Below are 26,274 nucleotides of genomic sequence, written 5' to 3'. Positions count from 1 at the left end.
CCCATTTTCCATGGCTGCACCGATACGCAAGGGCTGCCACTTCGCCCTCGGCAGGATGCTTGGTGCATCCTCCCAACGATAGGGCAGTTTCGCGGATCGATGGCGCGGCGGCCGTGTCACTCGCCAACCCTTGTCTGCGTTCTCACGCAACCGTCCGGGACGGGGAGGGGCCGTTCGCGGATACGAACGGCCCCGGCGGGACGAACGATGACAAGCATCATCACGGGTCGCAACTGTGTCCCGCCAAGTAAGATGCCCGGCCAGTCCACCACTGTATAGGAGTGGGTTTTATTTGCGCGCATGTCCCAAATGGGACATTCCGGGGGTGTTCGATCGGACCTAGTTCAGCTTGCTGACCATCTCAGTCCAGCGGATCGCAACGCTCTTATGCCTATCAAACTCAACTCGACCCAGCTCGAGGACGTGGTCGCACAGACCTATTCGGCAATTGCGCGCCCTGACCGTGTGATCGAATTGCTCGGGACGGTTTCCCGGTTTCCCGAACGCAGTGCCGACAGCACCAGTGCGCTCGAAACGCATCTCGCGAATGCTGCCAGCATCATCGATCAGATGTATCCGCACAATGCCGACGATCTTGCCGCGCTGGATACCCAAGGCGATCGCGTGCCGGATAGTGATCTGGCAATGGATGCCGCGCAGCGGGTCGTTCATGTGAACACCGCCATCCTGGCCGACCCGGCTTTCATACCCGGCCAGTTCCTGCCCGATTGGGTACTCGACGGCGTGGGCAGGGGGGTGCCGGAACGAGAGTGCCTGCCACGCAACGAGACCCCGCGGCTGGTGCGCCTCCATTGTAGCGAGGACGATGTCGATGGTAGCTGGTTCATGGTTCGCCGCGAAGAACTTAGCGAAGGGCTGCGCTATCATTTCTTCGCCGTTCGCATGCAGTGGGACGACAGCCACGGCCTGAGCTTTCAGGATGCCCTTGGCCTTTCCGACGTGGAAACCATGCTTTTGCGCCACTTGGTTCGTGGAGGCACCCTGCGCGGTTTCGCCGATCGCCGAGATCGCTCACTGGGTACGGTGCGCAATCAGATGAAGGTCCTGCAGCGCAAATTGGGCGTCCGTTCGAAAGAAGAGGTGCTGCTGCTTTATGCCGGCTTCGCGAGCACCATGGATGGGAGCGCCAACCGCACCAGCCCGGCGCCGCATGAATGCACCAACCTCCTTCATTCAGACGATGGCAGTATCGCATGGGAAGAGATGGGCGATCCACAGGGCAGGCCGGTGGTGTTCTTTCATCCGCTGGAAGGCGCGTTGATGCCGAACCGGGCCGAACGCGCTTTCCGACAGCACGGTTTGCGGATCATCGCCCCATGGCGTCCGTTTCACGGTGACACATCCGGCGAAGGGTTCGGCCAGGACGGAATCGAATCCTTCGCAGCAAAGCTCAGCGGTTTGCTCGAACAGCTCGATGTGTCACGCGCCACGGCCTTCGCGACGCAGGCGGGCGCACCGTATATGATGGCCTGTATCAAGCGGTCGCCGGCTATTTTCGATCGCGCGATCGGCGCAGGAGCATTCCTGCCGATCGGAACCGAAAGCGAAATGGGCCTGATCCCAGCCAGCCACCGAATGTCGATACGCGCCGTTCGTACCGCCCCCGCCGTTGCCCGGATGTATCAGCGGGGCATGCTGGCCGCGATTGGCAGCGGGTCTTTCCACCGGTTCGTCGAAGACTTCTACGATGGGTATGAACGCGAACTGGACGCCGTACGGCATCCGGAACTGCTGAGCGTTTTCCGGCGCGCTGCCAGCTATTCCATAACGAGCACACTCGATGGCCCGATAGATACGATGCAGTTCTGGGCGAGCGATTGGTCGGAGCTGTTTGCCGATATCGAGGTGCCGCTGTCGCTTGTGTATGGCACTCACGACGCGAACATGCCTCGTGCGCTGGTCGAAGCGGTCAGCGCTCGGCTCGGCCTGCGGCGCGCCAGCTTCATCGAGAATGCGGGCAGCTTTCTGCTGATGGACAGCCCCGAGGCAGTCGCACGGCTGCTGTCGGAACGGTAAACGAAACCGCCCGGTATTTTGGCGAAGGTGACTCGGGGGGAGCTTGGTCCCGCCCGGTACCGTGCGCGGCCCGCCCGACCCACCCAGAGAGCGTTTCGTAATGTCCCATCTGGGACATGCCGTTGTATTTCCCAGCTCTTTATTCGGAACCCCAGTTTCCAAACCAGGGGTTATGCATGTCTGCCAAACGTATTTTTTACGCAATCGCACTGTCTTCCGCATCCTGTCTCGCACTTGCTACTCCAGCCAAGGCGGTCACGGGAAACAGTCCGATCATCCAGGGTTTTCAGACCGCGGGTTCGATCTGCCGGATCAATTTCCGTTACACGGTCAGGGGATCCGAAAATGATTTCAATCAGAACGATCTCTTTCACGAGGTTCTGACCGATGCGGGCGGCGGCAACATCACGACCCCGCGGCTGCTCAGTGTTCTGACCAGCGGGAGCCGTTCGCGGGCCACGCAGATCGATCTGTCGTCTGCCGGATTGCGAGGGGGCGGCAGCGCGCCCTATGTCGCGATCTACGATACCGATGCGGCCGGTACGCGCGAGCAGTTGGTCGGTCGCACCCAGGTGAACCTTGCGCAGATGGCGTCCGTACAGGGCGAATGTGCGGCAGTGGCACGGAAATTCGGCTATGCGGCAAATACCGCGCCGGTTACCGAGGCCGGTGCGGATCAATCCGTCACCGCCGGATCGCAGGTGACGCTCGATGGCAGTGGAACCAGCGATCCCGACGGCGATACGCTGACCTATAGCTGGACGCAGGTTTCCGGCCCGTCGGCTGCCATCAGCAACGCCAATCAGGCGGTGGCCCAGGTCCAGACCCAGGCCGGCCCTTCGGCAACATATGTTTTCGAACTGACGGCAACAGATCCCAGCGGTGCGTCGAACAGCGATCGGGTGACTATCCAGACGCTTGGGCAGGGTGGTGTGGTCGTACCCGTGAACAGCCCGCCTGTAGCCGATGCTGGGCCGGATGCCACTATCGCTTCCGGGGCAACGCTGGTTCGGTTGGATGCTACAGGGTCAAGCGACCCCGATGGTGACACGCTGAGTTTTCGGTGGACACAGGTTTCCGGTCCAAACGTGACTTTGCGCAATTCCAATCTTGCCAACGCCACCTTTAGTGCTCCCTCCGGGATCGCCGCGCAGCAGCAGCAGCTCGTTTTCCAGGTCACCGTAACCGATCCGGGCGGGCTATCTGCCACGGATACGGTGACTTATACCGTTAGCGGCAATCGCGCTCCGGTGGCCGATGCCGGTAGCGACAGGACGGTTGAAGGCGGCACTGCCGTCACGCTGGATGCCACGAGTTCTTCGGATCCCGACGGCGACACGTTGAGCTACAGCTTTCGCCAGACGGGCGGGCCGAATGTGGCTCTGAGCGGCGACAACACGGCCACGCCAAGCTTCACGGCCCCTCTCGGCACGCCGACCGCACAGACATTGACCTTTGAAGTCACCGTCGATGATGGACAGGAAACGGCGACGGACAGCGTGGTCGTCACGGTGTCGCCAAACAGTGCGCCGAACGCCGATGCAGGCGCGGATATCGGACCTGTCGACGAAGGTAATTTGGTGACCTTGAACGGGTCGGCATCGAGCGATCCCGATGGCGATAGTGTCAGCTATAGCTGGACGCAGATTTCCGGCCCGTCGGTGGTGCTGGCCGGTCGCACCAGCGCGCAAGCCAGCTTCACCGCGCCCGGCGTCAGCGGCACGCAGGATCTGGTCTTCGAACTGACGGTCGATGACGGCCAGCGGCAGTCGACCGACCGGGTCCGTGTGAGGGTGCGGGAACGCGGTTCGATCACCATTGTTCAAAGGGTGATCGGCGACGATGTGACGGTTGGGTATTCAAGCAATGTTCCCGGCCTTGCCGCCCAACTGACCACGTCGAACGGTATCGGAAAAATCACCGCCATCGATGTCAGCGCCGGCAATTACAGCTTCAGCGTGGATGACCTGCGGGTGCAGGGTTATGCCCTGACGGCTCTCGCCTGTTCGGATACCGACAGTATCGTGACCAGCGGCGGCGGCTCGGGTTCGGTGGCGATCGCCCTGTCTCCGGGCGAAAGCCTGACCTGCACCGTGACGCTGGCCGATACGCGCAGCGCCGCGCAGCGGGCGATCGGCGAATTCATCGGCGGGCGTAATGCCCTGCTGCTCGCCAACCAGCCGAATTTCCAGCGCCGCCTGGACCGGGTGAAGGGCCGGCAGGCCGCCGGTGGCAGCGCGATGATCGGCCAGGTTCCGGTTCCGGGAAGCGGCAATCTTCCGGCGCAGGTCAATGTCACGCGATCGAGCAAGAGCATCTCGACCAGCCTGGCGATGGCGCAATCCGCGCTGGGTGGCCCTGATGGTGGGGGCAAGCTCGACATCTGGTTCGAGGGCTCGCTGGCGGATGTCTCGCTAGGCAATAATCGGGGCGAGTTCGCATTGGGCTATTTCGGGATCGACTATCTGGTCCAGGACGGCCTCCTGATCGGTGCGCTGGCTCAATTCGACCGCTTCGACAGCGACGATGCGCTGGCGACCGGGCAGAGCGAAGGGGATGGGTGGATGGTCGGCCCATATCTGACCGCCCGGCTTGCACCGCGTTTCTACATCGATGCGCGTATTGCTTTCGGTGGATCGGACAACAGCGTCTCGCCCCTGGGCACTTATGCCGACGGATACGAGACCGACCGTATCCTCGCCAGTGCTTCCGCGATTGGCGATCTGGATCTAGGCGATGGCTTCACATTGTGGCCCGAACTCGGCCTGCGCTATATCCGCGAGGATATCGATGGCTATGTCGATACGCTCGGCGTGGCCGTGCCCGATGCGGTGATCGATCAGGGTGAACTCGCGCTCAGTCCGCGGCTGGACTATCGCTCGATCTCGCAGCAGGGGTGGGTTTTCGCACCTTACGCCGAGTTCGAAGGTGTGCTGACTTTCGGTGCGGACGCCTTCTCGGCGGTCGATAACGGTCTGCGCGGCCGGGGCGCGCTGGGGCTCGACATCGCCTCGCCGGGCGGCCTGCGGTTCGGCGTTTCGGGCTTCTACGATGGTATCGGCGAAGACGGTTTCGAAGCCGCTGGTGTGACGGCGACCGTATCGCTTTCATTCTGATCGCTGCAAGTCGACAAGACAGAAGGGGCGTCGCGAGCCATGCTCGCGGCGCCTCTTCTTTTTGGCCTTCCCGCCTGCCGAGATGAGAATAAGACGAAGGTCGATGCGACTTGAAACCGGATCGGTGCTAGGTTTCGCGCATGGCCAGCGAACCCCGCGACATCGAAGCCTTCATTCGCGCCACCGCGCCGTTCGATCGCCTCGATGCGGAACAGATCGCCCCCATCGCGCGCGCGGTGATGGTGCGGTATTTCCGGGGAGGCGAGACGATCCTGGAAGCGGGCTCGCACAATGACTGGCTGTATATCGTCCGTTCGGGCGCGGTGGAGCTTCGTCTGGCGGGCGAGGAACTGACCGCGCGCATCGGCAGCGGGGGTATCTTCGCTTTCCCTTCCTTGCTGCGCGGAGGCGAGGTGAGAAACGAGGCCCGCGCTATCGAGGATACGCTGGTCTATCTCTTGCCTGCCGCCGAATTCCATCGCTTGCGCGAGGCATCGGCACGGATTCGCCAGTTCTTCGCCGAAAGCGAAGGCGAACGAATCGGGAATGCCGTTCGCGAACTCAAGCTCAAGCGTTCGGGCATTCTGGAAGAAACACCGATCGGTGCGCTGGTCCGCCACCGCACAACGGTCTCCTGCGGGCCGCAAACATCGATCGAGGACGCGGCGCGGCTGATGAGCCATCGCGATGTCAGCACTCTGGCGATATGCGACGATGACGGGCACTTGCAGGGGATTTTCACCGACAAGGATCTGCGCAATCGCGTGGTGGCCATGGGCCATGGTCTCGACCGGCCCGTAAGCGAAGTCATGACGCCGAACCCGCGAACCCTGCCGGAAAGCGCCAGCATATCGGAAGCCATGGCGATCATGGCGGCAGGCGGGTTCCGGCACATTCCCACGATAGCCCCCGATGGGGAGCTTGGCGCAATCCTCAGCGCGACCGATATCCTTGCCCATCTCGGTGACAGCGCGATCGATACCGGCATGCTGGTTGCCAAGGCCGCCGAACCGCAGGCGCTGATTGCCGCCGCGCGGCGGATCCCGGAAGGGTTCGCTCGAATGCAGGCCGGCGGCTTCCATGCCGACCATACGATGCGCTTCACCTCGGCGCTGGGCGAAGCGGTGCATCGCCGAGCCGCCGAGCTTGCGGAAGCGGAGCTTGGTCCGCCCCCGGTCCCCTATGCCCTCATGGTGTTCGGTTCGCTCGCCCGGGGTGAACAACTGGTCGGATCGGACCAGGATAACGGGCTGGTCATCGATGATGCCGTCGACGATGCCGGGAGGCGCTATTTCGAGGGCCTGGGCACCCGTATCTCGGACCTGCTGCACCAGGCCGGTTTCGTCTATTGCAAGGGCGGGATCATGGCGAAGAATGCCGAGCAGCGCCTGACTGCGAGCGAATGGCGTACCCGCTATGCGCGCTGGATTCACGATCCCGATGAAGACCGGATTTTGCGCGCCACCATCTTCTTCGACATGCGCGCCGTTCACGGCAAGGTGGATCTAGAGCACCGTGTGCGCAGCGAGGTTCTCGCCCAGGCGCGGGCCAATCCCCTGTTCCTCAGCTATCTGGCACGCGATGCGCAGCGCAGCCGGGTTCCCCTGGGCATTTTCCGCAATCTCGTGCTGGAAAAGGCGGCCGATGGGCATAAGGTTTTCGATGCCAAGGCGCAGGCCATCCTGCCGGTGATCGACATTGCCCGCACATTTGCGCTGGCCGAGGGGATCGACGCTGTAGGCACGCTCGAAAGGCTCGTAGCGCTTGCCGGAAGCGGCAAGATGGCGCGGGGCGATGCGGAAAGCCTCAAGGACGCTTTTCTCCTCGTCAACGAACTGCGCATTTCCCACCAGGCCGATCAGATCAGGTCGGGGACGGAACCGGACAACGAAATCGCACCAGACGCGCTGTCTCCGCTGGAACGCGACTATTTGAAGGATGCTTTCTCGGTCATCAGGGCGGGTCTCGAATCGCTACGGCGCAATCTGGCAGGCGGCATTGCGTGAACGGTTCGGCAGGTGGCGTTTCGAACGCGGGCTCAAATCCTGCCGCGCGGCGGACATCGACCTGTTGCGATCCTATGCCGACGCCGAATGGCCATCGCGAGATACCCCCATTCACGAAGCGCGGCTGATCGCCCTGGATTTCGAACTCGATGGACTGGGGCCGCGCGCCCATGTCCTCCAGGCCGGCTGGCTCCCTTTCACGACCCGCGGCATAGAGATCGGCGGCGCGTGTTCAATCGATGTGCGCAGTATGCGACGGCTCGATGCGGATGCGGTCACGGTGCACGGTATCGGAGAGGAGCGGGCGCAATCGGGCGAGGCTCTGCAAGACGTGGCGAGCCGGTTCCTGCGCGATCTGGCGGGGCGAGTGGTCGTGGCCCATGGGGCTTCGATCGAAATAGAGGCGATCCGCCGGATTTCGAAAGCGCTGTTCGGTATAGCCGTTCCCGTGCGTTCCATCTGCACATTGGCGCTGGAACGGCGGCTGAGCCCCAACCGGATCGGCAATGACGGCTATCGGCTCGCTGCGGCACGCAAACGCTATAATCTACCGGATTATCAACAACATGATGCGCTGTCCGATGCCCTGGCGGCGGCAGAACTGTTCCTCGCACAGCTCACCCGAATGGCGCCCGTGCCTCGCCTCGGTTCGCTTGAGACCTGGTAGCCGCCCGCTTCATTAGACTTATGTCGCGCTCGTGCTTGCACGACCATGCCCATAGCCTGCTTGCGCGACGGTCCCGAATCTGCGGGCGTGCGAAAACAATATGGAAGGGGGAGGCGATGGCCGACGAAAGCGAAGTCCACGAAACCAGCGAGGCGGAGGGTGCCTACTGGCGTGACAATATCCGGTTGCTGGTCAGTCTGATGGCGATCTGGTTCGCCTGCTCGTTCGGCGCGGGCATCCTGCTGCGCGACTGGCTCGACCAGTTCATGCTCGGCGGATACCCGCTCGGCTTCTGGTTCGCCCAGCAGGGCTCGATCTACATCTTCATCGCACTCATCGTCTTCTACGTCGTCCGGATGAAGAAGCTCGAGCGCAAATACGATCTCGACGATTGAGGAGGCGATCATGGATACACAGACCCTGATCTATATCTTCGTCGGCCTCAGCTTCGCGCTGTATATCGGCATCGCGATCTGGTCGCGTGCCGGGTCGACGAAGGAATTCTACGTTGCCGGTGGCGGGGTGAACCCGGTCGTCAACGGCATGGCCACGGCGGCCGACTGGATGAGCGCCGCCAGCTTCATTTCGATGGCGGGGCTTATCGCTTTCCTCGGCTATGACGCGAGCGTCTATCTGATGGGCTGGACCGGCGGCTATGTGCTGCTGGCGCTGCTGCTGGCGCCCTATCTGCGCAAGTTCGGCCAGTTCACCGTGCCCGATTTCATCGGCACGCGGTACTATTCCAAGGCTGCGCGCGTGGTCGCGGTGATTTGCCTGATTTTCATCAGCTTCACTTACATCGCGGGCCAGATGCGCGGCGTGGGGATCGTCTTCAGCCGCTTTCTCGACGTACCGATCACGCTGGGCGTCATCATCGGCATGGCAATCGTCTTCGTCTATGCCGTGCTCGGCGGGATGAAGGGCATCACCTACACGCAGGTGGCGCAATATTGCGTGCTGATCTTCGCCTATATGGTTCCGGCCTTCTTCCTGAGCTTCATGATAACCGGCAATCCCATCCCGCAGATCGGGCTGGGTTCGACGGTGAATGACGGCTCCGGTCTGTATGTGTTGCAGAAACTCAATCTGGTGCTCACCGATCTCGGCTTCGGGCAATATACCGACGGCTCGAAGAGCATGATCGATGTGTTCTGCATCACGCTGGCGCTGATGGTCGGCACGGCGGGCCTCCCGCATGTGATCGTGCGGTTCTTCACCGTGCCCAAGGCATCCGACGCCCGCAAATCGGCCGGCTGGGCACTGGTGTTCATCGCGCTGCTTTACACCACCGCTCCGGCAGTGGGTGCCTTCGCCCGCCTCAACTTCATCGATACGGTGAACGAGACGAGCTATTCCGAAGCGCCTGGCTGGTTCAAGAACTGGGAACGCAACGATCTGATCGCCTTCTACGACAAGAACGAAGACGGTGTGATGCAGTATCGCAGCGGAGATTCGATCATCGGAGCTCCCAGCTATGCCGAAACGACGGCGGCTGCGGGTCAACGCGCGCTCAACAACGAACCCGACATGACCAGCGAGAACGAGGTCTATGTCGATCGCGACATCATGGTGCTGGCCAATCCGGAAATCGGGAATCTGCCGGGCTGGGTCATCGCGCTTGTCGCGGCGGGCGGCCTTGCGGCGGCCTTGTCCACGGCAGCGGGGCTGTTGCTGGTGATATCGAGCTCGGTCAGTCACGATCTGCTCAAATCGACCTTCAAGCCGAACATTTCGGAAAAGGGCGAGTTGCGCGCCGCGCGTATCGCGGCGACGGCAGCGATCGTGGTTGCGGGCTATCTCGGCATCTATCCGCCCGGATGGGTGGCGCAGGTGGTCGCTTTCGCCTTCGGCCTGGCCGCGGCCAGCCTGTTCCCGGCCATCTTCATGGGCATTTTCTCGAAATCCATGAACAAGGAAGGGGCGATCGCGGGCATGGTGACGGGTCTGGCCTTCACCTTCGGCTACATCTTCTACTTCAAGCTGGCGAACCCGGCGGCGAATGTGGCGGAGAACTGGCTCTTCGGCGTGTCGCCCGAAGGGATCGGCGTGGTCGGCATGGTGCTCAACTTCGCCGTCGCGATCGCGGTGTCGAAGGTAACGGCGAGCCCGCCGATGGAAATCCGCAAGCTGGTGGATTCGATCCGCGTCCCGCGCGGTGCGGGTGATGCCCACGCGCACTAGGCCCGGGCCGGAGTGAAAGGAGGGGGCGGCACTTCACGGTGCCGCCCCCTTCCTTGCATTGCGCGGCGACTGGGATAGTCTGTTTGCGGGAGGGCAATCGGCCATGCTGTTCGGGACGGCGATCGCTGCCGCGACGCTATATCTTGTTGGCCTGTTCTGGCTGGCGGCGCGCCAGGACCGCGCAGCCGATGCGGGCAAGACGCTGCCGCCACGCCAGCGCGACTGGGTCTATGGGCTGAGCCTTGCGGTCTATTGCACCAGTTGGACTTTCTTCGGCGGCGTGGGCACCGCGGCCACTGCCGGGTGGCACTATCTTTCGATCTATCTCGGGCCGGTTCTGGTGTTCACGCTGGGGTTCGGCCTGGTGCGCCGTATCCTGGCGCAGGCCAAGGCGCAGCATTCCACCTCTATCGCCGACTTTCTTTCCGCCCGCTACGGCAAGAGCGCCGTGGTCGCCGCGCTGGTGAGCCTGATCGCAACGGTCGGTTCGCTGCCCTATATGGCGTTGCAGTTGCAATCGGTGGGCAGCTCTCTGCTCGCCCTCGATCCGGGCCTTGAAGCCAGTGTCACGACCGACGAGCTGGTCCTTCTGGTGGCGGGCAGCATGGCGTTGTTCGCGATTCTCTTCGGCTCGCGTCGCGGTGACCGGTCAGGCGACAACAACGGTCTCGTGATCACTATCGCGGTTGAATCGGTGGTGAAGCTTGTCGCGCTGGTTGCGCTTGCCGCCTTCGCGGTGGTTCTGCTTATGGGAACCCCGCAGGAATCGACACAGGTGGCGTCGCCCTTTTCGGTTTCCCAGCTTGATGCACGTTTCGCGATCCTGACTCTGATTGCCGCGTGCGCTGCCCTATGCCTGCCGCGCCAGTTCCACATGGCATTCGTCGAGGCGCAGACCGATCGGGCGACACCCACCATGCGCTGGCTGTTTCCCGCCTATCTGGTCGTCACGTCGCTGGTCATCGTGCCGATCGTGCTGGCCGGGCTTTCGGTCCTGCCGCAATCGACCAATGCGGACATGATCGTGATGGCGCTGCCGCTTGCCGCTGGCAGCGATGCCCTTGCGCTGCTGGTGTTCATCGGCGGCTTTTCCGCTTCCACCGGGATGATCGTCGTCGCCAGTGTCGCCCTGTCGACCATGATTACCAACGATCTGATTTCGCCGCTGCTGTTCAGGCGCGAACTGACCGGCAGCGGCGATCGCACCCGTCTTGCCGCGCGACTGCTCATGGTCCGGCGCCTGGTCATCGCCGGCCTTCTGTTCTTCGCCTATCTCTTCTATCTGGGGTTCGGAGCAGCGGCCAATCTGGCCGGACTTGGCACGCTGGCCTTTGCTGCCGCGTCCCAGTTCGCCCCCGGGCTGGTGATCGGCATGACCAACCGCCACGGCAACAAGGTCGGCATGGTTTCCGGTCTCGCGGCGGGGTTCACCTGCTGGCTGGTCCTGCTGATCTACCCTGCGGCGACCGGTCAGGCTCCCATCTTCTCGATCCATCCTGACATGTTGGTGTCGGGCGTTATCCTCAGCCTGGGCGCGAATATCGCGGCCTTCTGGTTCGGCTCTGCCGTCGGACGGGAGACGCTGGTCGATGCGGCACAGGCGGCGACCTTCGTCGGGGCTGCCGCGCCAGGTGGGAGGCCCGCCTTCACAACCGCCAAGCGGATCGCCGATATTCGCTTGCTGCTCGCCCAATTCGTCGGAAAGAGACGCGCGCGGGCTTCGCTCGAAGCGATGGGCAGCGGCCTGCGCGACAGCGATCCGGCGAGCCCGGAAATCTTGAGCATGGCCGAACGGCTTATCGCCGGTGTGGTCGGCAGCTCTTCGGCCCGCATGTTGATGACCAGTTGGTCGCAAGGCGACCCCGTGCCGCTCGAACAGGTCGTGGCGATGTTCGACGAAACGAACCGCCGCCTGACCTTCAGCGGCGATCTGTTGCGACTGGCGATCGAGAACATCGATCAGGGGGTGGCGCTGGTCGATGCGGAGATGAAGCTGGTCGCCTGGAACAGCCGGTATCAGGAAATGTTCGCCTTGCCCGATCATCTGGCCAGCGTCGGCACCTCAATCGCCGACCTCATTCGGTACAATCTGCAGCAGAGCGGGATGCCCGAAGAGGAGATCGAGGAGCAGGTTGCCCGGCGCCTCGACCACATGCGCGCAGGCCGCCAGCATCGTCTCGAGCGGGAACAACCCGACGGGCGGATCATGCGCATCGTCGGCAATCCGGCACCGGGCGGCGGGTATGTGACCAGTTACAGCGATATCACGGCCGATCGCCGAGCCGAACAGGCGCTGGAACAGAAGGTTGCGGACCGGACGCGCCAGTTGAGCGAAGCGAACGCCGCCCTGGAAGCGGCGACCCGCTCCAAGACCCGCTTCCTTGCGGCGGCCAGCCACGACCTGATTCAGCCGCTCAACGCCGCACGTCTGTTCGCGTCCGCGCTGGGCGAAGAGGTGCGCGGACGCGATCAGCTCGTCCGGCTGGTGCGGGATCTCGATGGCTCGATCAGTTCCGCCGATCGCGTCATTCGCACCTTGCTGGATATTTCGAAGCTCGATGGGGGCGGCATCAAGCCGCGGCCCGATCCCGTGGCGCTCAATGACATTCTCGACGAAATGGAACGCGAATTCGCGGTCCAGGCACGCGACAAGGGCCTCGATCTGCGGCGCGTGCATACCAGCGCCTGGGTGACGACCGATCGCGGGCTGCTGACCAGCGTGGTGCGCAATCTCACCAGCAATGCCATCCGCTATACGCGCAAGGGGGGTGTTCTTCTGGGTGTGCGGCGCTCTGGCGAGGAGGTGGAACTATGTGTCTACGACACCGGGCCGGGCATTGCGGAAGACGATGTCGAGCGCCTGTTCGGCGAATTCCAGCGGGGAGAGTCCGGCGATCGGGAAGGCCTGGGTTTGGGCCTGGCCATTGTCAGGCGTATCGCATCCCTGCTCCAGGCCGAAGTGGTCACTCGGTCGGTCCGGGGATCGGGCAGCCGGTTCGCCGTGCGGTTGCCCGTTTTGCGCCGAGGCGCGCGCGCGGCGCCCGAACGGATGCGACGGGCATCGACTTTGCTCGACGCGAAGGTTCTCGTCGTGGACAACGACCCTTCCGCACTCAGCGCAACCGCTGCATTGCTCGGTAAATGGGGCCTTCGGGTTGTCTGCGCATCGGGCAAGCAGGAGGCGCTGGCGGTTGCGCCTACCGCGCCCGATGTGGTCATCATGGATTTCCGTCTCGATGGCCGCGACCGCGGCGATGGTGTCTTTGAAGACTTGTGCAAGGTCTGGAACGCGCGCCCACCGGCCATCCTGCTGACCGCCGAGGCGGGTGAGGAGACGGGGCAGGCCGCCGCGCGCATGGGGGCCAATCGCCTGCTCAAGCCGTCCTCGCCCGCAGCCTTGCGCGCGCTGATTTCCGATTGCGTGGCCCGCCGTTCGGCCACAGGTCAGTCCGAAGCGGGTTCGGCCTTTTCCTGATCGACATCCAATTTGGCGGCCATCAGCACCGCCTGGGTCCGGTTGACCACGCCAAGCTTGCGGAAAATGGCGGTGATGTGGGCCTTCACCGTCGCTTCGCTGATATCCAGCTCATAGGCGATCTGCTTGTTCAACAGCCCTTCGCTGAGCTGACCGAGAATACGCCTTTGCGCGGGGGTAAGGCTGGCGATCTTCGCCAGATCGTCATCGGTTTCGGCATCGTTCGGCGGAAACCAGGGATCCCCTTCGCGTACGCAGGCGAGTGCTTCGCGTATTCGATCCAGGCTGGCCGACTTGGGAATGAACGCGGCTGCGCCCAACTGATTCGCAGCCGCATAGACGCGCGGTTCCTCGCTCGCCGAAATGATCGCCACCGGCAGGGCGGGAAAGTCCTGCCGGAAATCCATCAAGGCGGTAAGCCCGTTGGAATCCTCCATATGCAGGTCGAGCAACAGTGCTTCGGCCCCGGCCTCGACTTCGCGCCGCGCCTCGCTCGCGCTCGATGCCTCGACGATCGTCGCATCTGGCCAGACCTTTGTCACCGCATGAGTCAATGCCGTGCGGAACAGCGGATGGTCATCGGCGATGATGATGCGTTGGGCCATAAACTCAGTTGTTGTGCCTGCCTTCGATCAATCGATCAACCAGGCTGGGGTCGGCGAGCGTCGATGTATCCCCCAATGTGCCGTAATCGTCCTCCGCGATCTTGCGCAGAATCCGGCGCATGATCTTGCCGCTGCGGGTCTTGGGCAGCCCGTCCGTGAACTGGATATGGTCCGGCGACGCGATCGGCCCGATTTCGCTGCGCACATGCCCGCGCAGTTCGGAATAGAGCGCATCGCCGCCTTCCTCGCCCGCGTTGAGCGTGACGTAGCAGTATATACCCTGTCCCTTGATATCGTGCGGATATCCGACCACCGCGGCTTCGGCGACCTTGGGGTGCAGAACCAGCGCGCTTTCGACTTCGGCGGTGCCCATGCGGTGGCCCGACACGTTGATGACATCGTCGACGCGGCCGGTGATCCAGCAATATTCGTCCTCGTCGCGGCGGCAGCCGTCCCCGGTGAAATATTTGCCCTTATAGGTGCTGAAATAGGTCTGTTCGAAGCGGCCATGGTCGCCATAGACCGTGCGCGCCTGACCGGGCCAGCTATGCGTGATACACAGATTCCCCTCGGTCGCCCCGTCCAGAACTACGCCTTCGTGGTCGACCAGTTGAGGGCGTACACCGAAGAAGGGCCGACCCGCGCTGCCCGGCTTCATATCATGCGCCGAAGGCAGGGTCGTGATCATGCAGGCGCCTGTTTCGGTCTGCCACCAGGTATCGATGATCGGGCAGCGCTTTTCCCCCACGACATCGAAATACCAGCGCCATGCCTCGGGATTGATCGGTTCCCCGACTGTGCCGAGCAGCCGTATCGAGGAGCGATCATGCGCGGTTACGAACGCATCGCCTTCGCGCATCAGAGCGCGGATCGCGGTTGGCGCGGTATAGAGAATGTTGACCTTGTGCTTTTCCACCGTCTGCCAGAAGCGCGAATGGTCGGGATAGCTGGGTATGCCCTCGAAGATCACCTGTGTCGCCCCGTTGAACAGGGGGCCGTAGGTGATATAGCTGTGGCCGGTGACCCACCCGATATCCGCCGTGCACCAGAACACCTCACCGGGCTGATAATCGAAGATGTAGTGGAAGGTGGTGGCGGTCCAGACGCCATAGCCGCCTGTCGTGTGCACCACGCCCTTCGGCTTGCCGGTCGATCCCGAGGTGTAGAGGATGAAGAGCGGATCTTCCGCTTTCATCGGTTCGCAGGGGCATTCGGCATCGTTTGCCACCTCGTGATACCAGTGGTCGCGGCCCGCTGTCATGTCGATCTCCGCGCCCGTGTGGCGAACCACCAGCATCCCGTCGAGCGGCGTATCGTGATCGGGTTCGGCCAGAGCGGCGTCGACATTCGCCTTGAGCGGAATGTGCTTGCCACCGCGAAGGCCCTCGTCGGCGGTGACCACGAAACGGCTGCCGCAGCCTTCGATGCGTCCGGCGAGTGCTTCGGGCGAGAAGCCGCCGAATACCACCGAATGGATCGCGCCGAGACGCGCACAGGCGAGCATGGCGAGCACGCCTTCCACGATCATCGGCATGTAAATCGTCACGCGATCGCCCTTGCCGACGCCGATAGCCTTGAGCGCATTGGCCATGGCGACCACCTCGCGGTGCAATTCCCGATAGGTCAGCGTGCGGCCTGGGGAGGCGGGATCGTCCGGCTCGAATATCAGCGCGGCCTGATCTCCAAGCGTCTCCAGGTGCCGGTCCACCGCATTGTGGCACAGGTTGAGCTCGCCATCGGCGAACCAGGCGATGTGGACCGGATCGAAGGACCATTCGCCCGCCTTGGTGGGAAAGGCCGACCAATCGAGGCGTTTCGCCTGGTCGAGCCAGAATTCGTCGGGCTGCTCGACCGATCGCCGGTACAGTTCCTCGTACTCTTCCGGGGTGCAGTGGGTTTCATGGTTGGTTTCTAGGCGCTGGACGGAATCGAGCATCGATGATCTCCCTTCATCCTGTTCAATAGCACTCCGCCCCCCATGCGCGCTTTCAGACGAAGGTCTTACGACCATCTGCCCATTCCCGGCCAGTGCCGGGCACCGCATACTCGCGACAAAATAGAAGCGAGGGAGGTTGGGATATGGCACTGAAGGATATCGGAAAACACACCCGTGCGGCACTGCTTGCCGCGACGTGTCTTACAGCAACGCCGGCGGCGGCTCAGGATGCAGGGATCGAGGAGCGCCTCGACCGGCTGGAGGCGCTGGTCGCAAGCCTGCTCGAACGGATGGATGCCGAACAAGGGCGAATGGATGCCCGCCAGGCCGAAACGCTCGCCGCGACCGAACAGGCACTCGCCGAAACGCGCGCCTTGCAGGAACGCCAGGTGCAGCTTGCCGCGCAGATCGACGAGCCGAAGAAACAGGAAGACAAGGGCTTTCGCGTCGGCAACACCACCATCGCCTATGCGGGCTATGTCAAGCTCGATGCGATCTCGCAGCGCACCAGTGGCGGGCAGGTCGGCACGGGCAGTATCGTGCGCGATTTCCTCATTCCCGGGGCTATTCCGGTGGGCGGCCCTGCGTCGGGATGGGATAGCGATTTCAGCGCGCGGCAATCGCGCCTGATCTTCAAGACCGCCACCGATGTCGGCAACGGGCACGAACTCAATTCGCAGATCGAGCTCGATTTCATGGTTACGCCTGGTGGCGACGAGCGCGTGTCGAACAGCTACCAGCCGCGCCTGCGACAGGCGTTCATAACCTACGACAACTGGCTTTTCGGCCAGACCTGGTCGACCTTCCAGAACGTCGGCGCGCTGCCCGAGAGCCTGGATTTCGTCGGAACCACGCCGGGCACGGTGTTCGAGCGCCAACCGATGATCCGATACACCAGGGGCGGCCTCATGGTCGCGGCCGAACAGGCCGAAACCACTGTGACCGCGCCAGGGGGGGCGCGCGTGCTGGCGGGCGACGATACGCTCCCCGATTTCGTGCTCCGCTATAATCTCGCGCGTGACTGGGGCTCGTTCAGCGCCGCCGGGATCGTCCGCAATCTGCGGATTACAGACGATGATTTCGGCACCGGCACGGACAGCGCTCTGGGCTATGGGGTCAGCCTGTCGGGCAAGGTCAAGCTTGGCGACAAGGACGACCTGCGCTTCATGGGTACCGTCGGCGATGGCCTCGGGCGGTATATCGGGCTGAATATCGTCAACGACGCCGCACTGGACCTCGATGGCGATCTCGACCCGATCTTCACCTATTCGGGGTTTGCCGCCTATCGGCATGTATGGTCGGACAAGTGGCGTTCGACGATTGCCGGTTCCTATTTCAAGGCCGACAATCCCGTCTTGCTGACCGGCGGAACGGTGACCGACGAGAGCTGGAACGTGCTCGCGAACCTGATCTTCTCCCCTGTGCGTCCGGTCGATATCGGCATCGAATATATGTATGCGGAGCGCTCGCTCGAAAACGGGCTTTCGGGCAATCTTCAGAAAATCCAGGTGTCGACCAAATACTCTTTCTAGCGCGGGGCAGCCGCCGGTCGATCATCTCACCGGCGGCGGCCTGGACAGTCTGGCGGTCACCTGTCTTTGAGCGGCGCCAGACCTTCGCCTTCCTTCGGCCAGTCTTCTTCCTCGCCGCCGCGTGTCTTCCATAGCGAATAGAGCACACCGGCAGCGATCAGGGCGGCGGTCACACCGAGGCTGACCCAGGCGGGGAACTTCTCTCCGCCGAGGAGGAAGTCGGCGACGAAGATTTTGCTGCCGATGAACACCAGCACGGCTGCCAAGGCATATTTCAGGTAGTGGAAGCGGTGAACCATCGCGGCGAGCGCGAAGTAGAGCGCCCGCAAGCCGAGGATCGCGAAAATATTCGAGGTATAGACGATGAAGGTATCGGTCGTGATCGCGAAGATTGCGGGAACGCTGTCGACCGCGAAGACCAGATCAGCCAGATTGATGACCACCAATGCCAGCAGCAGCGGGGTTGCGGCGCGAACCATGCGTCCCGTTTTTTCGTCGCGCACCCTCACCAGAAATTTCTGCCCATGAAGTTCGGGCGTCACGCGCATGTGGCGGCTGATCCAGCGGACTACCGGATTGTTGCCCACGTCCATGGGCTGATCCCCGGCGAAGAACATCTTGATACCGGTGAAGATGAGGAAAGCAGCGAATATATAGAGCACCCAATAGGCTTCGGCCAGCAAGGCGGCGCCGCCCGCGATCATCAAGCCGCGCAGCACGATCACCGCCAGGATGCCCCATAGCAGCGCGCGATATTGGTATTTTGCGGGAATCGCGAAGTAGGTGAAGATCAGGCTGATCACGAAGACATTGTCGATCGACAATGCCTTTTCGATGAAGAAACCCGTGAAATACTGCATGCCAGCCGTATCACCACGCTCGAACCAGACCCACACGCCGAAAAGCAGCGCCACCCCGATATAGAAGGCCGAAAGCTTGAGGCTCTCGCCGATGCCTAGTTCGCGATCTTCCTTGTGCAGGATGCCCAGATCGAACGCTGTCAGGGCGATGACGATGCCGAGGAAAGCCGTCCAGAACCAGACCGGCGTGCCGAGCCAGTCGGCCATGAAGAGATCAAGCATGGAGGGCGTCTTTACCGATGATGCGACCGGCCCGAGGCGTGCCGGCCAGTACGGTCATGCCGATCAGCGCCGAAACCAGCGATCCGGACAATACACCCATTTTCACGGCATCGACCTGAGTCGGATCGACGAAAGCGAGACCGCCGATGAACAGGCTCATGGTGAAGCCGATACCGGCCAGGCATGACAGGCCATAGACATGCCTCCAGGTCACTTCCGGCGGCAATGTAGCCATTCCGGTCTTGGCCGCGATCCAGCAGGCACCGAAGATACCGATCTGCTTGCCCACGACGAGACCTGCGGCAATGCCGAGCGAGAGCGGCGCGAGGAGCGCTTCGAGCCCGGCCCCGGCAAAGGATACGCCTGCATTGGCGAATGCGAAGATCGGCAGCACCAGGAATGCGACCCAGGGGTGAAGTGCATGTTCCAGCCGCTCGAGCGGGCGTTCCTCGCCGGTCGCGATGGGGACGAACATCGCCGTTACCACGCCCGCCAGCGTCGCGTGGACGCCGGACTTGAGAACGCAGATCCACAGGAAGGCGCCGAGCAGGAAATAGGGGATGGTTCGCGCAACGCCGAAGCGGTTGAGCAGCAGCATTCCGGCCGCCGGAACGAGCGCGAGCGCCAGTGCGGAAAGGTTCATGTTCTCTGTGTAGAACAGGGCGATAATGGCGATCGCACCGATATCGTCGATGATCGCGATGGCGAGCAGCAATGCCTTGAGAGCTACCGGCACACGGCTGCCAAGTAGGGCGAGCAGGCCCAGGGCGAAGGCGATATCGGTCGCGGCCGGGATGGCCCATCCACGGATGTTTTCGGGCGATCCGGCATTGATGGCGACGAAAACCAGAGCCGGGACCGCCATGCCGCCAATCGCGGCATACACGGGCAACGAGGCCTGCTTCCAATTGCGTAGCTGCCCGGTGACGATTTCGCGTTTAACTTCGAGCCCGATCAGGAAGAAGAACAGAGCCATCAGGCCGTCGTTGATCCACAGCACCAAGGGCTTGTCGATCGTAACCAGATCACCGGCGGTGAAATTCACCGGAGTGGCGAGAAAACCCTGATACTGGGAGAGGAGAGACGAATTGGCGATGGCCAGCGCGATCGTGGCGGCCACGATCAGCATGATGCCGCCTGCGCTTTCGCTGGAGATGAAGGCGCGGAGACGCTCGGTGGGGGTTGGCTGGGTCATGGGTTAATGGGGCGACGACCGGAGGGGGGAGGATGGGGATGGGGGTTCCGACCGTCGCCCCATGGGTCAGCCTGTAAGGCCGCGCCCGTAGTAATGCCGCTGGAGAGCGACGATCTTGTCCTTGAGGCGCAGACGCAGTCGCTTCAGCGCCTTCAGCTCGTCGCGCGCAATCGCCGATTTCGTGGTATCGATCAGGCGGTTCAGCTGGCGATGCTCACGCGTGAGCTTGCGCAGGTAAGGTATCATGATCTTTTCATCGGGTGACTTGCGAGTCATGCTGCTCTCCATTGTCTTGGACAGGGATATGCGTGAAAGCGGTGTGATAATCTAATTCAAATCCCATTCCTTAGCCAATAAGATATGCTAATGGGGGTGCGTGCCTACGCTCAGACAGTTCGAAATCTTCGTCAGATTGGCGGAAACCGGTAATATGGGTGAAGCTGCGCGGGGCCTTGGCCTCACCCAGCCCGCCTTGAGCCAGCAATTGCGTGCGCTCGAGGATAGGCTGGGCCTGCGCCTGTTCGAACGGGTCCCCAAAGGCATGCAACTGACACCTGCCGGTCGCGATCTGGTCGCCGGGGCGCGTAGTGTGATCGCCGCCGCCCGCGATTTCCGCGATGCCGCGGATCATGTCGCCGCAAAGCCCGCCGGTTCGATCCGCTTCGGGGTCAGTCCGACGATCGGGCCTTATCTCTTGCCTGCCGTCATCAAGATTCTACATGAACGCTATCCCGACCTACGCCTGTTCATGCGCGAAGGTATTCCGATCGCGCAGCACGCCGCGCTCGAGGCGGGCGAACTCGACATGATACTGTCCCCCCTGCCGATCGCCGGACGCGGGCTGCAGGTCGAACCACTGTTCCGCGAACCGCTGCGGATCGTCGCGCCTCCCGACGACCCGCTGCATGTCAAGACCTCGCTCGTGCACGAAGACTTCCGCGGTCGGACCTTTCTCACGCTCGATCACCGGCATCACTATCATCGCCAGCTCATGGACATCTGCGACAAATTGGGAGCCTCGGTGCTGTCGGATTACGAGGGCACGAGTCTCGATGCCTTGCAACAGATGGTCGGTTCCGGTGTCGGGCTGGCGATCCTTCCCGAACTCTACATTCGCTCGGATGCGGGTGGGCTGGATATGGTGCGCATTGCCGAACCGGACGGCTGGGCGGAGTATCGCAGCCTCGCCGCAGCCTGGCGCCCCAGCGCGGCCTATGCCGATCTGTACGCCGAAGTCGCGCAGGTGATCGCCGACGAGGCTCGCAAGCGCGCAAGCCTTCAATTGGCTTAGTTTCGGTGCCTCGGGGTTGCACCGGCCAGTGTCTCAACGCGATTGACATCTCTTTGGCTGCCGGACACGTCCGGTGTCGATGCGGAAGACCGGACCAGTTCTGCTGCTCGTCGGGGGCGGGCATGCGCATCTCGGTGTGCTGGCGGACTGGGTAAAGCATGGCAGCCCGCGCGGCAGGACCATTCTGGTCACTCCGCACCGCCATGCACGCTATTCGGGCATGATCCCCGGAACCATTGCGGGCGAATATGCGATCGACGAGGGAACCATCGACCTTGCCGCGCTGGCGAAGCGGGCCGGAGCGGAGCTGGTGCTCGACCGATGCACGGCGATCGACCCTTCGCATCGCTCAATCGAAACGGAGAAAGGTAGCCGCATCGCATTCGACTATTGCTCGATCGATATCGGCGCCGTTGCGCGGGCGCGGGAAGTGCTGGGCGAAGACCCGCGCCTGCTCGACGTTCGGCCGATTGCAAGTTTCATCTCGCGCCTGTCCGAAAAGTGCGAAGGAGCGGGTTCGGAGCCCAACCATATTGCAGTGATCGGGGGCGGTGCCGGAGGCGTGGAGCTGGCCTTCGCCGTGCGCCGCCGCTTCGAGGATCGTGGCGCGCGCGTGACTCTCGTCACGGGCGAAGCGGGCCTGCTCGATGGCTTTTCCCGCCGCGCGAAGGCGCTGGCCGAGCGCGCGCTGCGGCACGATGACATTGCCCTCGTCGAACAGGATGCGCGCTTGGAGGCGGGGTGCCTTGTTGCCGGGATGCGCACGCTCGAACCGGTCGACCTTCTCATTGCATCGCTCGGCGGGGCTGCCCCGGCATGGCCCGGCAGGGGCGGGCTCGCCGTGAGCCGGGGCGGCTTCATCGCCGTCGATCGCCATCAACGATCTGTGTCCCACCCGAACACTCTGGCAGCGGGCGACATCGCCATGAGACAGGACAGAATGGTGCCCCGTTCGGGGGTCCATGCGGTGCATGGCGGCCCCGTGCTCGCCTCCAATCTGCGCCGATTGCTGGGCGGCGGCGGTGCGATGCGCAGTTACAGGCCCCGGCCTGCCAGTCTCTACCTTGTCTCCACCGCAGACGGAAAAGCGATAGCCAGCTACGGCATATTCGCCGCCCATGGCCGCTGGGCGGGATGGCTGAAGCGCTGGATAGACACGCGCTGGATCGCATCTTTCGCCAAGCTGAGCGGGAGAGTGTAACCGGCAGGTAGCGGCGCACGAACAGGCGATCGACAGAAGGAATCCATGAAGAAAATCCTCATCATTCTGGCTCTTGCGGCGCTGATCGCGGCCTATTTCGCCTTCGGTCTCGGTGATTATCTGACAGTCGAGGGCATCAAGCAGATCGCGGATGACGTCGGCGGTTATTACGCGCGCAATCCGGCGCAGGTGATTGCCTTGTTCTTCCTGGTCTATGTAGCGGTTACGGCGGCCTCGCTTCCGGGCGCGGCAGTGATGACGCTGGCGGCAGGCGCGATGTTCGGCGTGTTGGTCGGGACGATCGTGGTCTCCTTCGCCTCGACGCTGGGCGCCACGCTGGCCTTCCTCGCCTCGCGCTATGTGCTGCGCGACACAATCGAGGCGCGCTTCGGCGAGCGGTTGAAAGCCGTAAATCAGGGACTCGAGCGGGATGGGGCTTTCTACCTCTTCACCATTCGCATGATCCCGCTGTTCCCCTTTTTCGTAGTGAATTTGGTGATGGGTCTTACGCGGATCCGGGCGTGGACCTATGCCTGGGTCAGCCAGGTCGGCATGCTGCTCGGCACGATCGTCTATGTGAATGCGGGCACCCAGCTCGCGCGGATCGATACTCTGGCCGGAATTGCCTCGCCCGCTGTCCTGATCTCTTTCGCGCTGCTCGGCATCGCACCTTGGTTCGCCAAGGCGATCATCGCCTGGATCAAGCGGCGCAAGGTCTATGCGGGCTTTGACAAACCCAAGAGATTCGATCGCAATCTGGTTGTTATCGGCGCCGGATCGGCGGGGCTCGTTTCCGCGCTGATCGCGGCCACGGTGAAGGCCAAGGTCACGCTGGTCGAGGCTGACAAAATGGGCGGCGATTGCCTCAATACCGGCTGTGTTCCGTCCAAGGCGCTGATCAAGAGCGCAAAGGTCGCCGAGCAGATGCGCCGTGCCGACCGCTACGGGCTGGAACCGACGGAACCCAAGGTCCCCTTCAACCGGACGATCGAACGCGTCATGGGCGCGATAAGGGCAATCGAGCCGAACGACAGCGTCGAGCGCTATGAGGGCCTCGGTGTCGATGTGATGGAGGGTTACGCGAAGATCGTCGATCCGTGGAGGGTCGAGATAACGTGCAAGGATGGCGGCGTGCAGCGCCTGACGACCCGGGCGATCGTAATTGCCGCAGGCGCCGATCCCGTCATACCCCCGATCGATGGCCTGGAAGGTAGCGGCTTTCTGACCAGCGATACGATGTGGGATGCCTTTGCCCAGATGGATGAGCCACCTGCGCGCGTCGTCGTGCTCGGCGGCGGCCCTATCGGATGCGAACTTTCGCAGGCGCTTGCCCGGCTGGGTTCGCAGGTAACACAGATCGAGATGGAAGATCGCGTCTTGGGGCGCGAAGACACCGAGGTCTCGGCACTTGCGAAGGCATCCCTGGAAGCATCGGGCGTTCGGGTACTCACCGGCCACCGCGCGGCCCGCATCGGTAAAGGCGAGCTTGTCGCCGATCACAAGGGCGCGGACATCACGATACCCTTCGATACGCTGATCGTCGCTGTCGGCCGTGCCGCGCGGCTCAAGGGCTATGGCCTCGAGGATATCGGCATCGACACCGACAGGACCATCGTCACCGACGATTTCCTCGCCACCAAATTTCCGAACATCTACGCCGCTGGCGACGTGGCCGGCCCGTTCCAGTTCACCCATGTGGCCAGCCACCAGGCCTGGTTCGCCAGCGTCAATGCGCTGTTCGGACAGTTCAAGCGCTTCAAGGCGGATTACCGTGTGATCCCCGCCGTGACCTTCCTTGACCCCGAAGTGGCGCGCGTCGGCATCAACGAGAGCGAGGCGAAAGAGCAGGGGATCGATTACGAGGTCACCCGCTTCGATCTCGACGATCTCGACCGGGCGATTGCCGAAAGCGAGACCAAGGGCTTCGTCAAAGTGCTCACCCCTCCCGGCAAGGACACGATCCTCGGCGCGACCATCGTCGGGGCGCATGCCGGTGAGCTGCTGGCCGAATATGTGCTGGCGATGAAGCACAAGCTCGGCCTGGGCAAGATCCTCGGCACGATCCATTCCTATCCGACCATGGCCGAAGCCAACAAATTCGCCGCCGGCGAGTGGAAGAAGAAGCACAAGCCGGAAGCCTTGCTCAACCTCGTCGAGAAATACCACGCCTGGCGCCGCGGATAGCATCGCGCGCGGGTCAACGGAGACAACCCATGCTTTCCAGGATTTCCCTTCTCATCATGCGTGTTGGCACCGGTATGCTGCTCGTCCTGTGGGGCAGCGTCCGGCTGCTGGGCGATGGCATGGGCACCAAGCTGGCCGAAAAATATTACGGCGGTGTCGGTGCGGCCAATTCCTTCCAGCTCGCCTTCGCGACCGTTGAAGTCGTCATCGGTGTGCTGGTCGTGCTGGGCCTCTTGCGCCGCTACTCGCTGATTGGCTCGGCGATCATTCTCGTCGGCGGCGCCTTTCCGATCTGGCGCCACTTCCTCGATCCCTTCGGTCGCTATCTCTTCGCCAATCCGGACGATGCAAACCTGCTGTTCTTCCCCTCGATCACCGTGGCTGGCGCGGCGCTTGCGCTGATCGCCTTTCGCGAACATGACACGCTGGCGCTGGACAGCCTGTTGCAGCGCAAGGACTGATCGGCGAGGGGAGCCCGTGGAGGTATTCGACCAGTTTCGCGGGCTTGCCGGCATTGCCTTGCTGGTATTGCTCGCGTGGGGATTGTCTGAGAACCGAGGCGGGCGTCCGTCCCTGGGCTGGATCGCAGGCGCGCTTGCGCTGCAGGCGTTCCTCGCGCTCCTGATCGTGCGGGTGCCGATCGTCTGGGATGCCGTGACCTTGGCGAACGATGCGGTCGCGGCAATCGAACGCGCCACGCTGGATGGCTCGTCCTACATGTTCGGCTATCTCGGCGGCGCGCCGCTGCCGTTCGAGCTCAGGGAAGGCGCCGAGGCGCCGGTCGTCATCGCCTTCCAGATCCTGCCGCTGGTGATCGTCTTCTCCGCGCTTGCCGCGCTGCTGTGGCACTGGGGCGTCCTGCGCTGGCTGGTGAACGGCCTGTCCTACCTGCTGCGCCGCACGCTCAAGGTCAGCGGTGTGGTCGGTCTGTCGGGCGGGGCGAACATGTTCCTCGGCGTGGTCGAAAGCCCGCTGGTGGTGCGCGCCTATTTCGCGAAGATGAGCCGCGCGGACCTGTTCCAGGTCATGGTGCTGGCGATGGCGACGATCAGCGGCGCGATCCTGATCCTCTATGCGACGACGCTGTCGCGGACCGTGCCCGACGCGGTAGGGCACATGATCTCCGCTTCGCTCATCTCGCTGCCAGCCGCCGTGCTGGTCGCGAAGCTGATGGTACCGGGAGAGCCGGAGGACGCCGACAGCGAAGAGCCGGCGCGCAATGAACCGGGCCTCAGATACGAATCGAGCATCGATGCGATCATCAAGGGCACGATGGACGGTATGCAGCTGTTCCTCGCCGTGATCGCGGTGATTATCGTGGTGTTCGCACTGGTTTCGCTGACCGATCAGGTGCTTGCGCTGCTGCCGCTGGTCGATGGCGACCCGCTGACGCTGGAACGCCTGTTCGGCTGGGCTTTCGCGCCGCTGATGTGGCTGATCGGGGTGCCCTGGGGCGAGGCGCAGGCGGCGGGCAGCCTGATGGGCACCAAGGCGATCCTCAACGAATATGTCGCCTATCTCGAACTTGCGGCACTACCCGATGGGACCTTCGCGCCGCGCAGTTTGCTGATCGTGACCTATGCGCTGTGCGGCGTGGCCAATCTTGCAAGCATTGGGCTGCTCGTCTCGACGATCGGCACGCTATGTCCGGCGCGGCGCGGCGAGGTGGCCGGGCTCGGCATACGCAGTTGGATCGCGGGCAATATGGCCACGGCGATGACCGGCGCGTGGATCGGGCTCATCACCTGGGGCTGAAAAGAGGAGGG

General features: G+C 62.9%; 18 protein-coding genes. 13 read left to right on the top strand and 5 right to left on the bottom strand.

Annotated features, from left to right (window positions below):
• Positions 1 to 387: 387 nt before the first annotated feature.
• From L5849_RS13585 to L5849_RS13555, 7 genes are all read left to right on the top strand, one after another.
• A complete protein-coding gene (locus L5849_RS13585) occupies positions 388 to 2,037 on the top strand; it encodes an alpha/beta hydrolase (protein WP_236926011.1) in 1,650 nt (549 codons plus the stop codon).
• A 176-nt stretch (positions 2,038 to 2,213) separates the two neighbouring features.
• The gene (locus tag L5849_RS13580; protein ID WP_236926010.1) at positions 2,214 to 5,153 is read left to right on the top strand and encodes an autotransporter outer membrane beta-barrel domain-containing protein; all 2,940 of its coding nucleotides are present in this window, start codon (positions 2,214 to 2,216) and stop codon (positions 5,151 to 5,153) included.
• A 140-nt stretch (positions 5,154 to 5,293) separates the two neighbouring features.
• Entirely contained in the window at positions 5,294 to 7,159 is a 1,866-nt protein-coding gene (locus L5849_RS13575) for a DUF294 nucleotidyltransferase-like domain-containing protein (protein WP_236926009.1), read from the top strand.
• Positions 7,152 to 7,826, top strand: a complete 675-nt coding sequence (locus L5849_RS13570) for an exonuclease domain-containing protein (RefSeq protein WP_236926008.1) — start codon at positions 7,152 to 7,154, stop codon at positions 7,824 to 7,826. Before L5849_RS13575 ends, L5849_RS13570 begins: the two co-directional genes overlap by 8 nt.
• A gap of 116 nt (positions 7,827 to 7,942) precedes the next feature.
• A complete protein-coding gene (locus L5849_RS13565) occupies positions 7,943 to 8,221 on the top strand; it encodes a DUF4212 domain-containing protein (RefSeq protein WP_115415901.1) in 279 nt (92 codons plus the stop codon).
• A 10-nt stretch (positions 8,222 to 8,231) separates the two neighbouring features.
• On the top strand, positions 8,232 to 10,007 hold the full coding sequence (locus tag L5849_RS13560) for a sodium:solute symporter family protein (protein WP_115415902.1): 1,776 nt from the start codon (positions 8,232 to 8,234) through the stop codon (positions 10,005 to 10,007).
• Positions 10,008 to 10,110: 103 nt separating this feature from the next.
• Entirely contained in the window at positions 10,111 to 13,482 is a 3,372-nt protein-coding gene (locus tag L5849_RS13555) for a PAS-domain containing protein (protein ID WP_236926007.1), read from the top strand.
• Here L5849_RS13555 and L5849_RS13550 read toward each other — a convergent pair.
• Complete coding sequence (locus L5849_RS13550; RefSeq protein ID WP_115415904.1) at positions 13,452 to 14,087, bottom strand: response regulator transcription factor; 636 nt, start codon at positions 14,085 to 14,087, stop codon at positions 13,452 to 13,454. The genes L5849_RS13555 and L5849_RS13550 overlap by 31 nt on opposite strands.
• Positions 14,088 to 14,091: 4 nt before the next feature.
• Positions 14,092 to 16,023, bottom strand: coding sequence for an acetate--CoA ligase (gene acs / locus L5849_RS13545; protein ID WP_236926006.1), 1,932 nt, complete (start codon positions 16,021 to 16,023; stop codon positions 14,092 to 14,094).
• A gap of 143 nt (positions 16,024 to 16,166) precedes the next feature.
• On the opposite strand from acs, the gene L5849_RS13540 reads away from it, so the two are divergent.
• Positions 16,167 to 17,555: a DcaP family trimeric outer membrane transporter gene (locus L5849_RS13540; RefSeq protein ID WP_236926005.1), complete on the top strand. Its 1,389-nt coding sequence runs from the start codon at positions 16,167 to 16,169 to the stop codon at positions 17,553 to 17,555.
• Positions 17,556 to 17,611: 56 nt separating this feature from the next.
• Here the strand turns inward: L5849_RS13540 and L5849_RS13535 are convergent, their stop codons facing one another.
• From L5849_RS13535 to L5849_RS13525, 3 genes are all read right to left on the bottom strand, one after another.
• Positions 17,612 to 18,637 (bottom strand): TerC family protein, encoded by a 1,026-nt coding sequence (locus tag L5849_RS13535; protein ID WP_115415906.1) that lies wholly within the window; start codon positions 18,635 to 18,637, stop codon positions 17,612 to 17,614.
• A complete protein-coding gene (gene nhaA / locus L5849_RS13530) occupies positions 18,630 to 19,832 on the bottom strand; it encodes a Na+/H+ antiporter NhaA (RefSeq protein ID WP_236926004.1) in 1,203 nt (400 codons plus the stop codon). Before nhaA ends, L5849_RS13535 begins: the two co-directional genes overlap by 8 nt.
• 66 nt (positions 19,833 to 19,898) lie before the next feature.
• Complete coding sequence (locus tag L5849_RS13525) at positions 19,899 to 20,108, bottom strand: YdcH family protein (RefSeq protein WP_162814846.1); 210 nt, start codon at positions 20,106 to 20,108, stop codon at positions 19,899 to 19,901.
• Between the two features lie 100 nt (positions 20,109 to 20,208).
• Here L5849_RS13525 and L5849_RS13520 point away from each other — a divergent pair, with 100 nt between their 5' ends.
• The 5 genes from L5849_RS13520 to L5849_RS13500 all read left to right on the top strand — a co-directional run bounded on the left by L5849_RS13520 (position 20,209) and on the right by L5849_RS13500 (position 26,263).
• Positions 20,209 to 21,123, top strand: coding sequence for a hydrogen peroxide-inducible genes activator (locus tag L5849_RS13520; protein WP_236926003.1), 915 nt, complete (start codon positions 20,209 to 20,211; stop codon positions 21,121 to 21,123).
• Between the two features lie 79 nt (positions 21,124 to 21,202).
• Positions 21,203 to 22,324, top strand: a complete 1,122-nt coding sequence (locus tag L5849_RS13515) for an FAD-dependent oxidoreductase (RefSeq protein ID WP_236926077.1) — start codon at positions 21,203 to 21,205, stop codon at positions 22,322 to 22,324.
• A gap of 45 nt (positions 22,325 to 22,369) precedes the next feature.
• Positions 22,370 to 24,508 carry an FAD-dependent oxidoreductase gene (locus L5849_RS13510; protein WP_236926002.1) on the top strand — a complete coding sequence of 713 codons (2,139 nt, stop codon included), beginning with the start codon at positions 22,370 to 22,372 and terminating at the stop codon, positions 24,506 to 24,508.
• 29 nt (positions 24,509 to 24,537) lie between these two features.
• Positions 24,538 to 24,969, top strand: coding sequence for a hypothetical protein (locus L5849_RS13505; protein WP_236926001.1), 432 nt, complete (start codon positions 24,538 to 24,540; stop codon positions 24,967 to 24,969).
• 16 nt (positions 24,970 to 24,985) lie between these two features.
• Positions 24,986 to 26,263 (top strand): nucleoside transporter C-terminal domain-containing protein, encoded by a 1,278-nt coding sequence (locus L5849_RS13500; RefSeq protein WP_236926000.1) that lies wholly within the window; start codon positions 24,986 to 24,988, stop codon positions 26,261 to 26,263.
• Positions 26,264 to 26,274 lie beyond the last annotated feature (11 nt).

This window comes from Erythrobacter sp. SN021 (genome assembly GCF_021864455.1).
The sequence above is the reverse complement of the archived record's forward strand: the minus strand, read 5'-3'. Positions and strand labels throughout refer to the sequence as shown.

Bases quoted from the DNA above. Each gene is read 5' to 3' on its own strand.
- L5849_RS13585 (WP_236926011.1), top strand. From the start codon at position 388: ATGCCTATCAAACTCAACTCGACCCAGCTCGAGGACGTGGTCGCACAG.
- L5849_RS13580 (WP_236926010.1), top strand. From the start codon at position 2,214: ATGTCTGCCAAACGTATTTTTTACGCAATCGCACTGTCTTCCGCATCC.
- L5849_RS13575 (WP_236926009.1), top strand. From the start codon at position 5,294: ATGGCCAGCGAACCCCGCGACATCGAAGCCTTCATTCGCGCCACCGCG.
- L5849_RS13565 (WP_115415901.1), top strand. From the start codon at position 7,943: ATGGCCGACGAAAGCGAAGTCCACGAAACCAGCGAGGCGGAGGGTGCC.
- L5849_RS13560 (WP_115415902.1), top strand. From the start codon at position 8,232: ATGGATACACAGACCCTGATCTATATCTTCGTCGGCCTCAGCTTCGCG.
- L5849_RS13555 (WP_236926007.1), top strand. From the start codon at position 10,111: ATGCTGTTCGGGACGGCGATCGCTGCCGCGACGCTATATCTTGTTGGC.
- L5849_RS13550 (WP_115415904.1), bottom strand. From the start codon at position 14,087: ATGGCCCAACGCATCATCATCGCCGATGACCATCCGCTGTTCCGCACG.
- acs (WP_236926006.1), bottom strand. From the start codon at position 16,023: ATGCTCGATTCCGTCCAGCGCCTAGAAACCAACCATGAAACCCACTGC.
- L5849_RS13540 (WP_236926005.1), top strand. From the start codon at position 16,167: ATGGCACTGAAGGATATCGGAAAACACACCCGTGCGGCACTGCTTGCC.
- L5849_RS13535 (WP_115415906.1), bottom strand. From the start codon at position 18,637: ATGCTTGATCTCTTCATGGCCGACTGGCTCGGCACGCCGGTCTGGTTC.
- nhaA (WP_236926004.1), bottom strand. From the start codon at position 19,832: ATGACCCAGCCAACCCCCACCGAGCGTCTCCGCGCCTTCATCTCCAGC.
- L5849_RS13525 (WP_162814846.1), bottom strand. From the start codon at position 20,108: ATGACTCGCAAGTCACCCGATGAAAAGATCATGATACCTTACCTGCGC.
- L5849_RS13515 (WP_236926077.1), top strand. From the start codon at position 21,203: ATGCGGAAGACCGGACCAGTTCTGCTGCTCGTCGGGGGCGGGCATGCG.
- L5849_RS13510 (WP_236926002.1), top strand. From the start codon at position 22,370: ATGAAGAAAATCCTCATCATTCTGGCTCTTGCGGCGCTGATCGCGGCC.
- L5849_RS13505 (WP_236926001.1), top strand. From the start codon at position 24,538: ATGCTTTCCAGGATTTCCCTTCTCATCATGCGTGTTGGCACCGGTATG.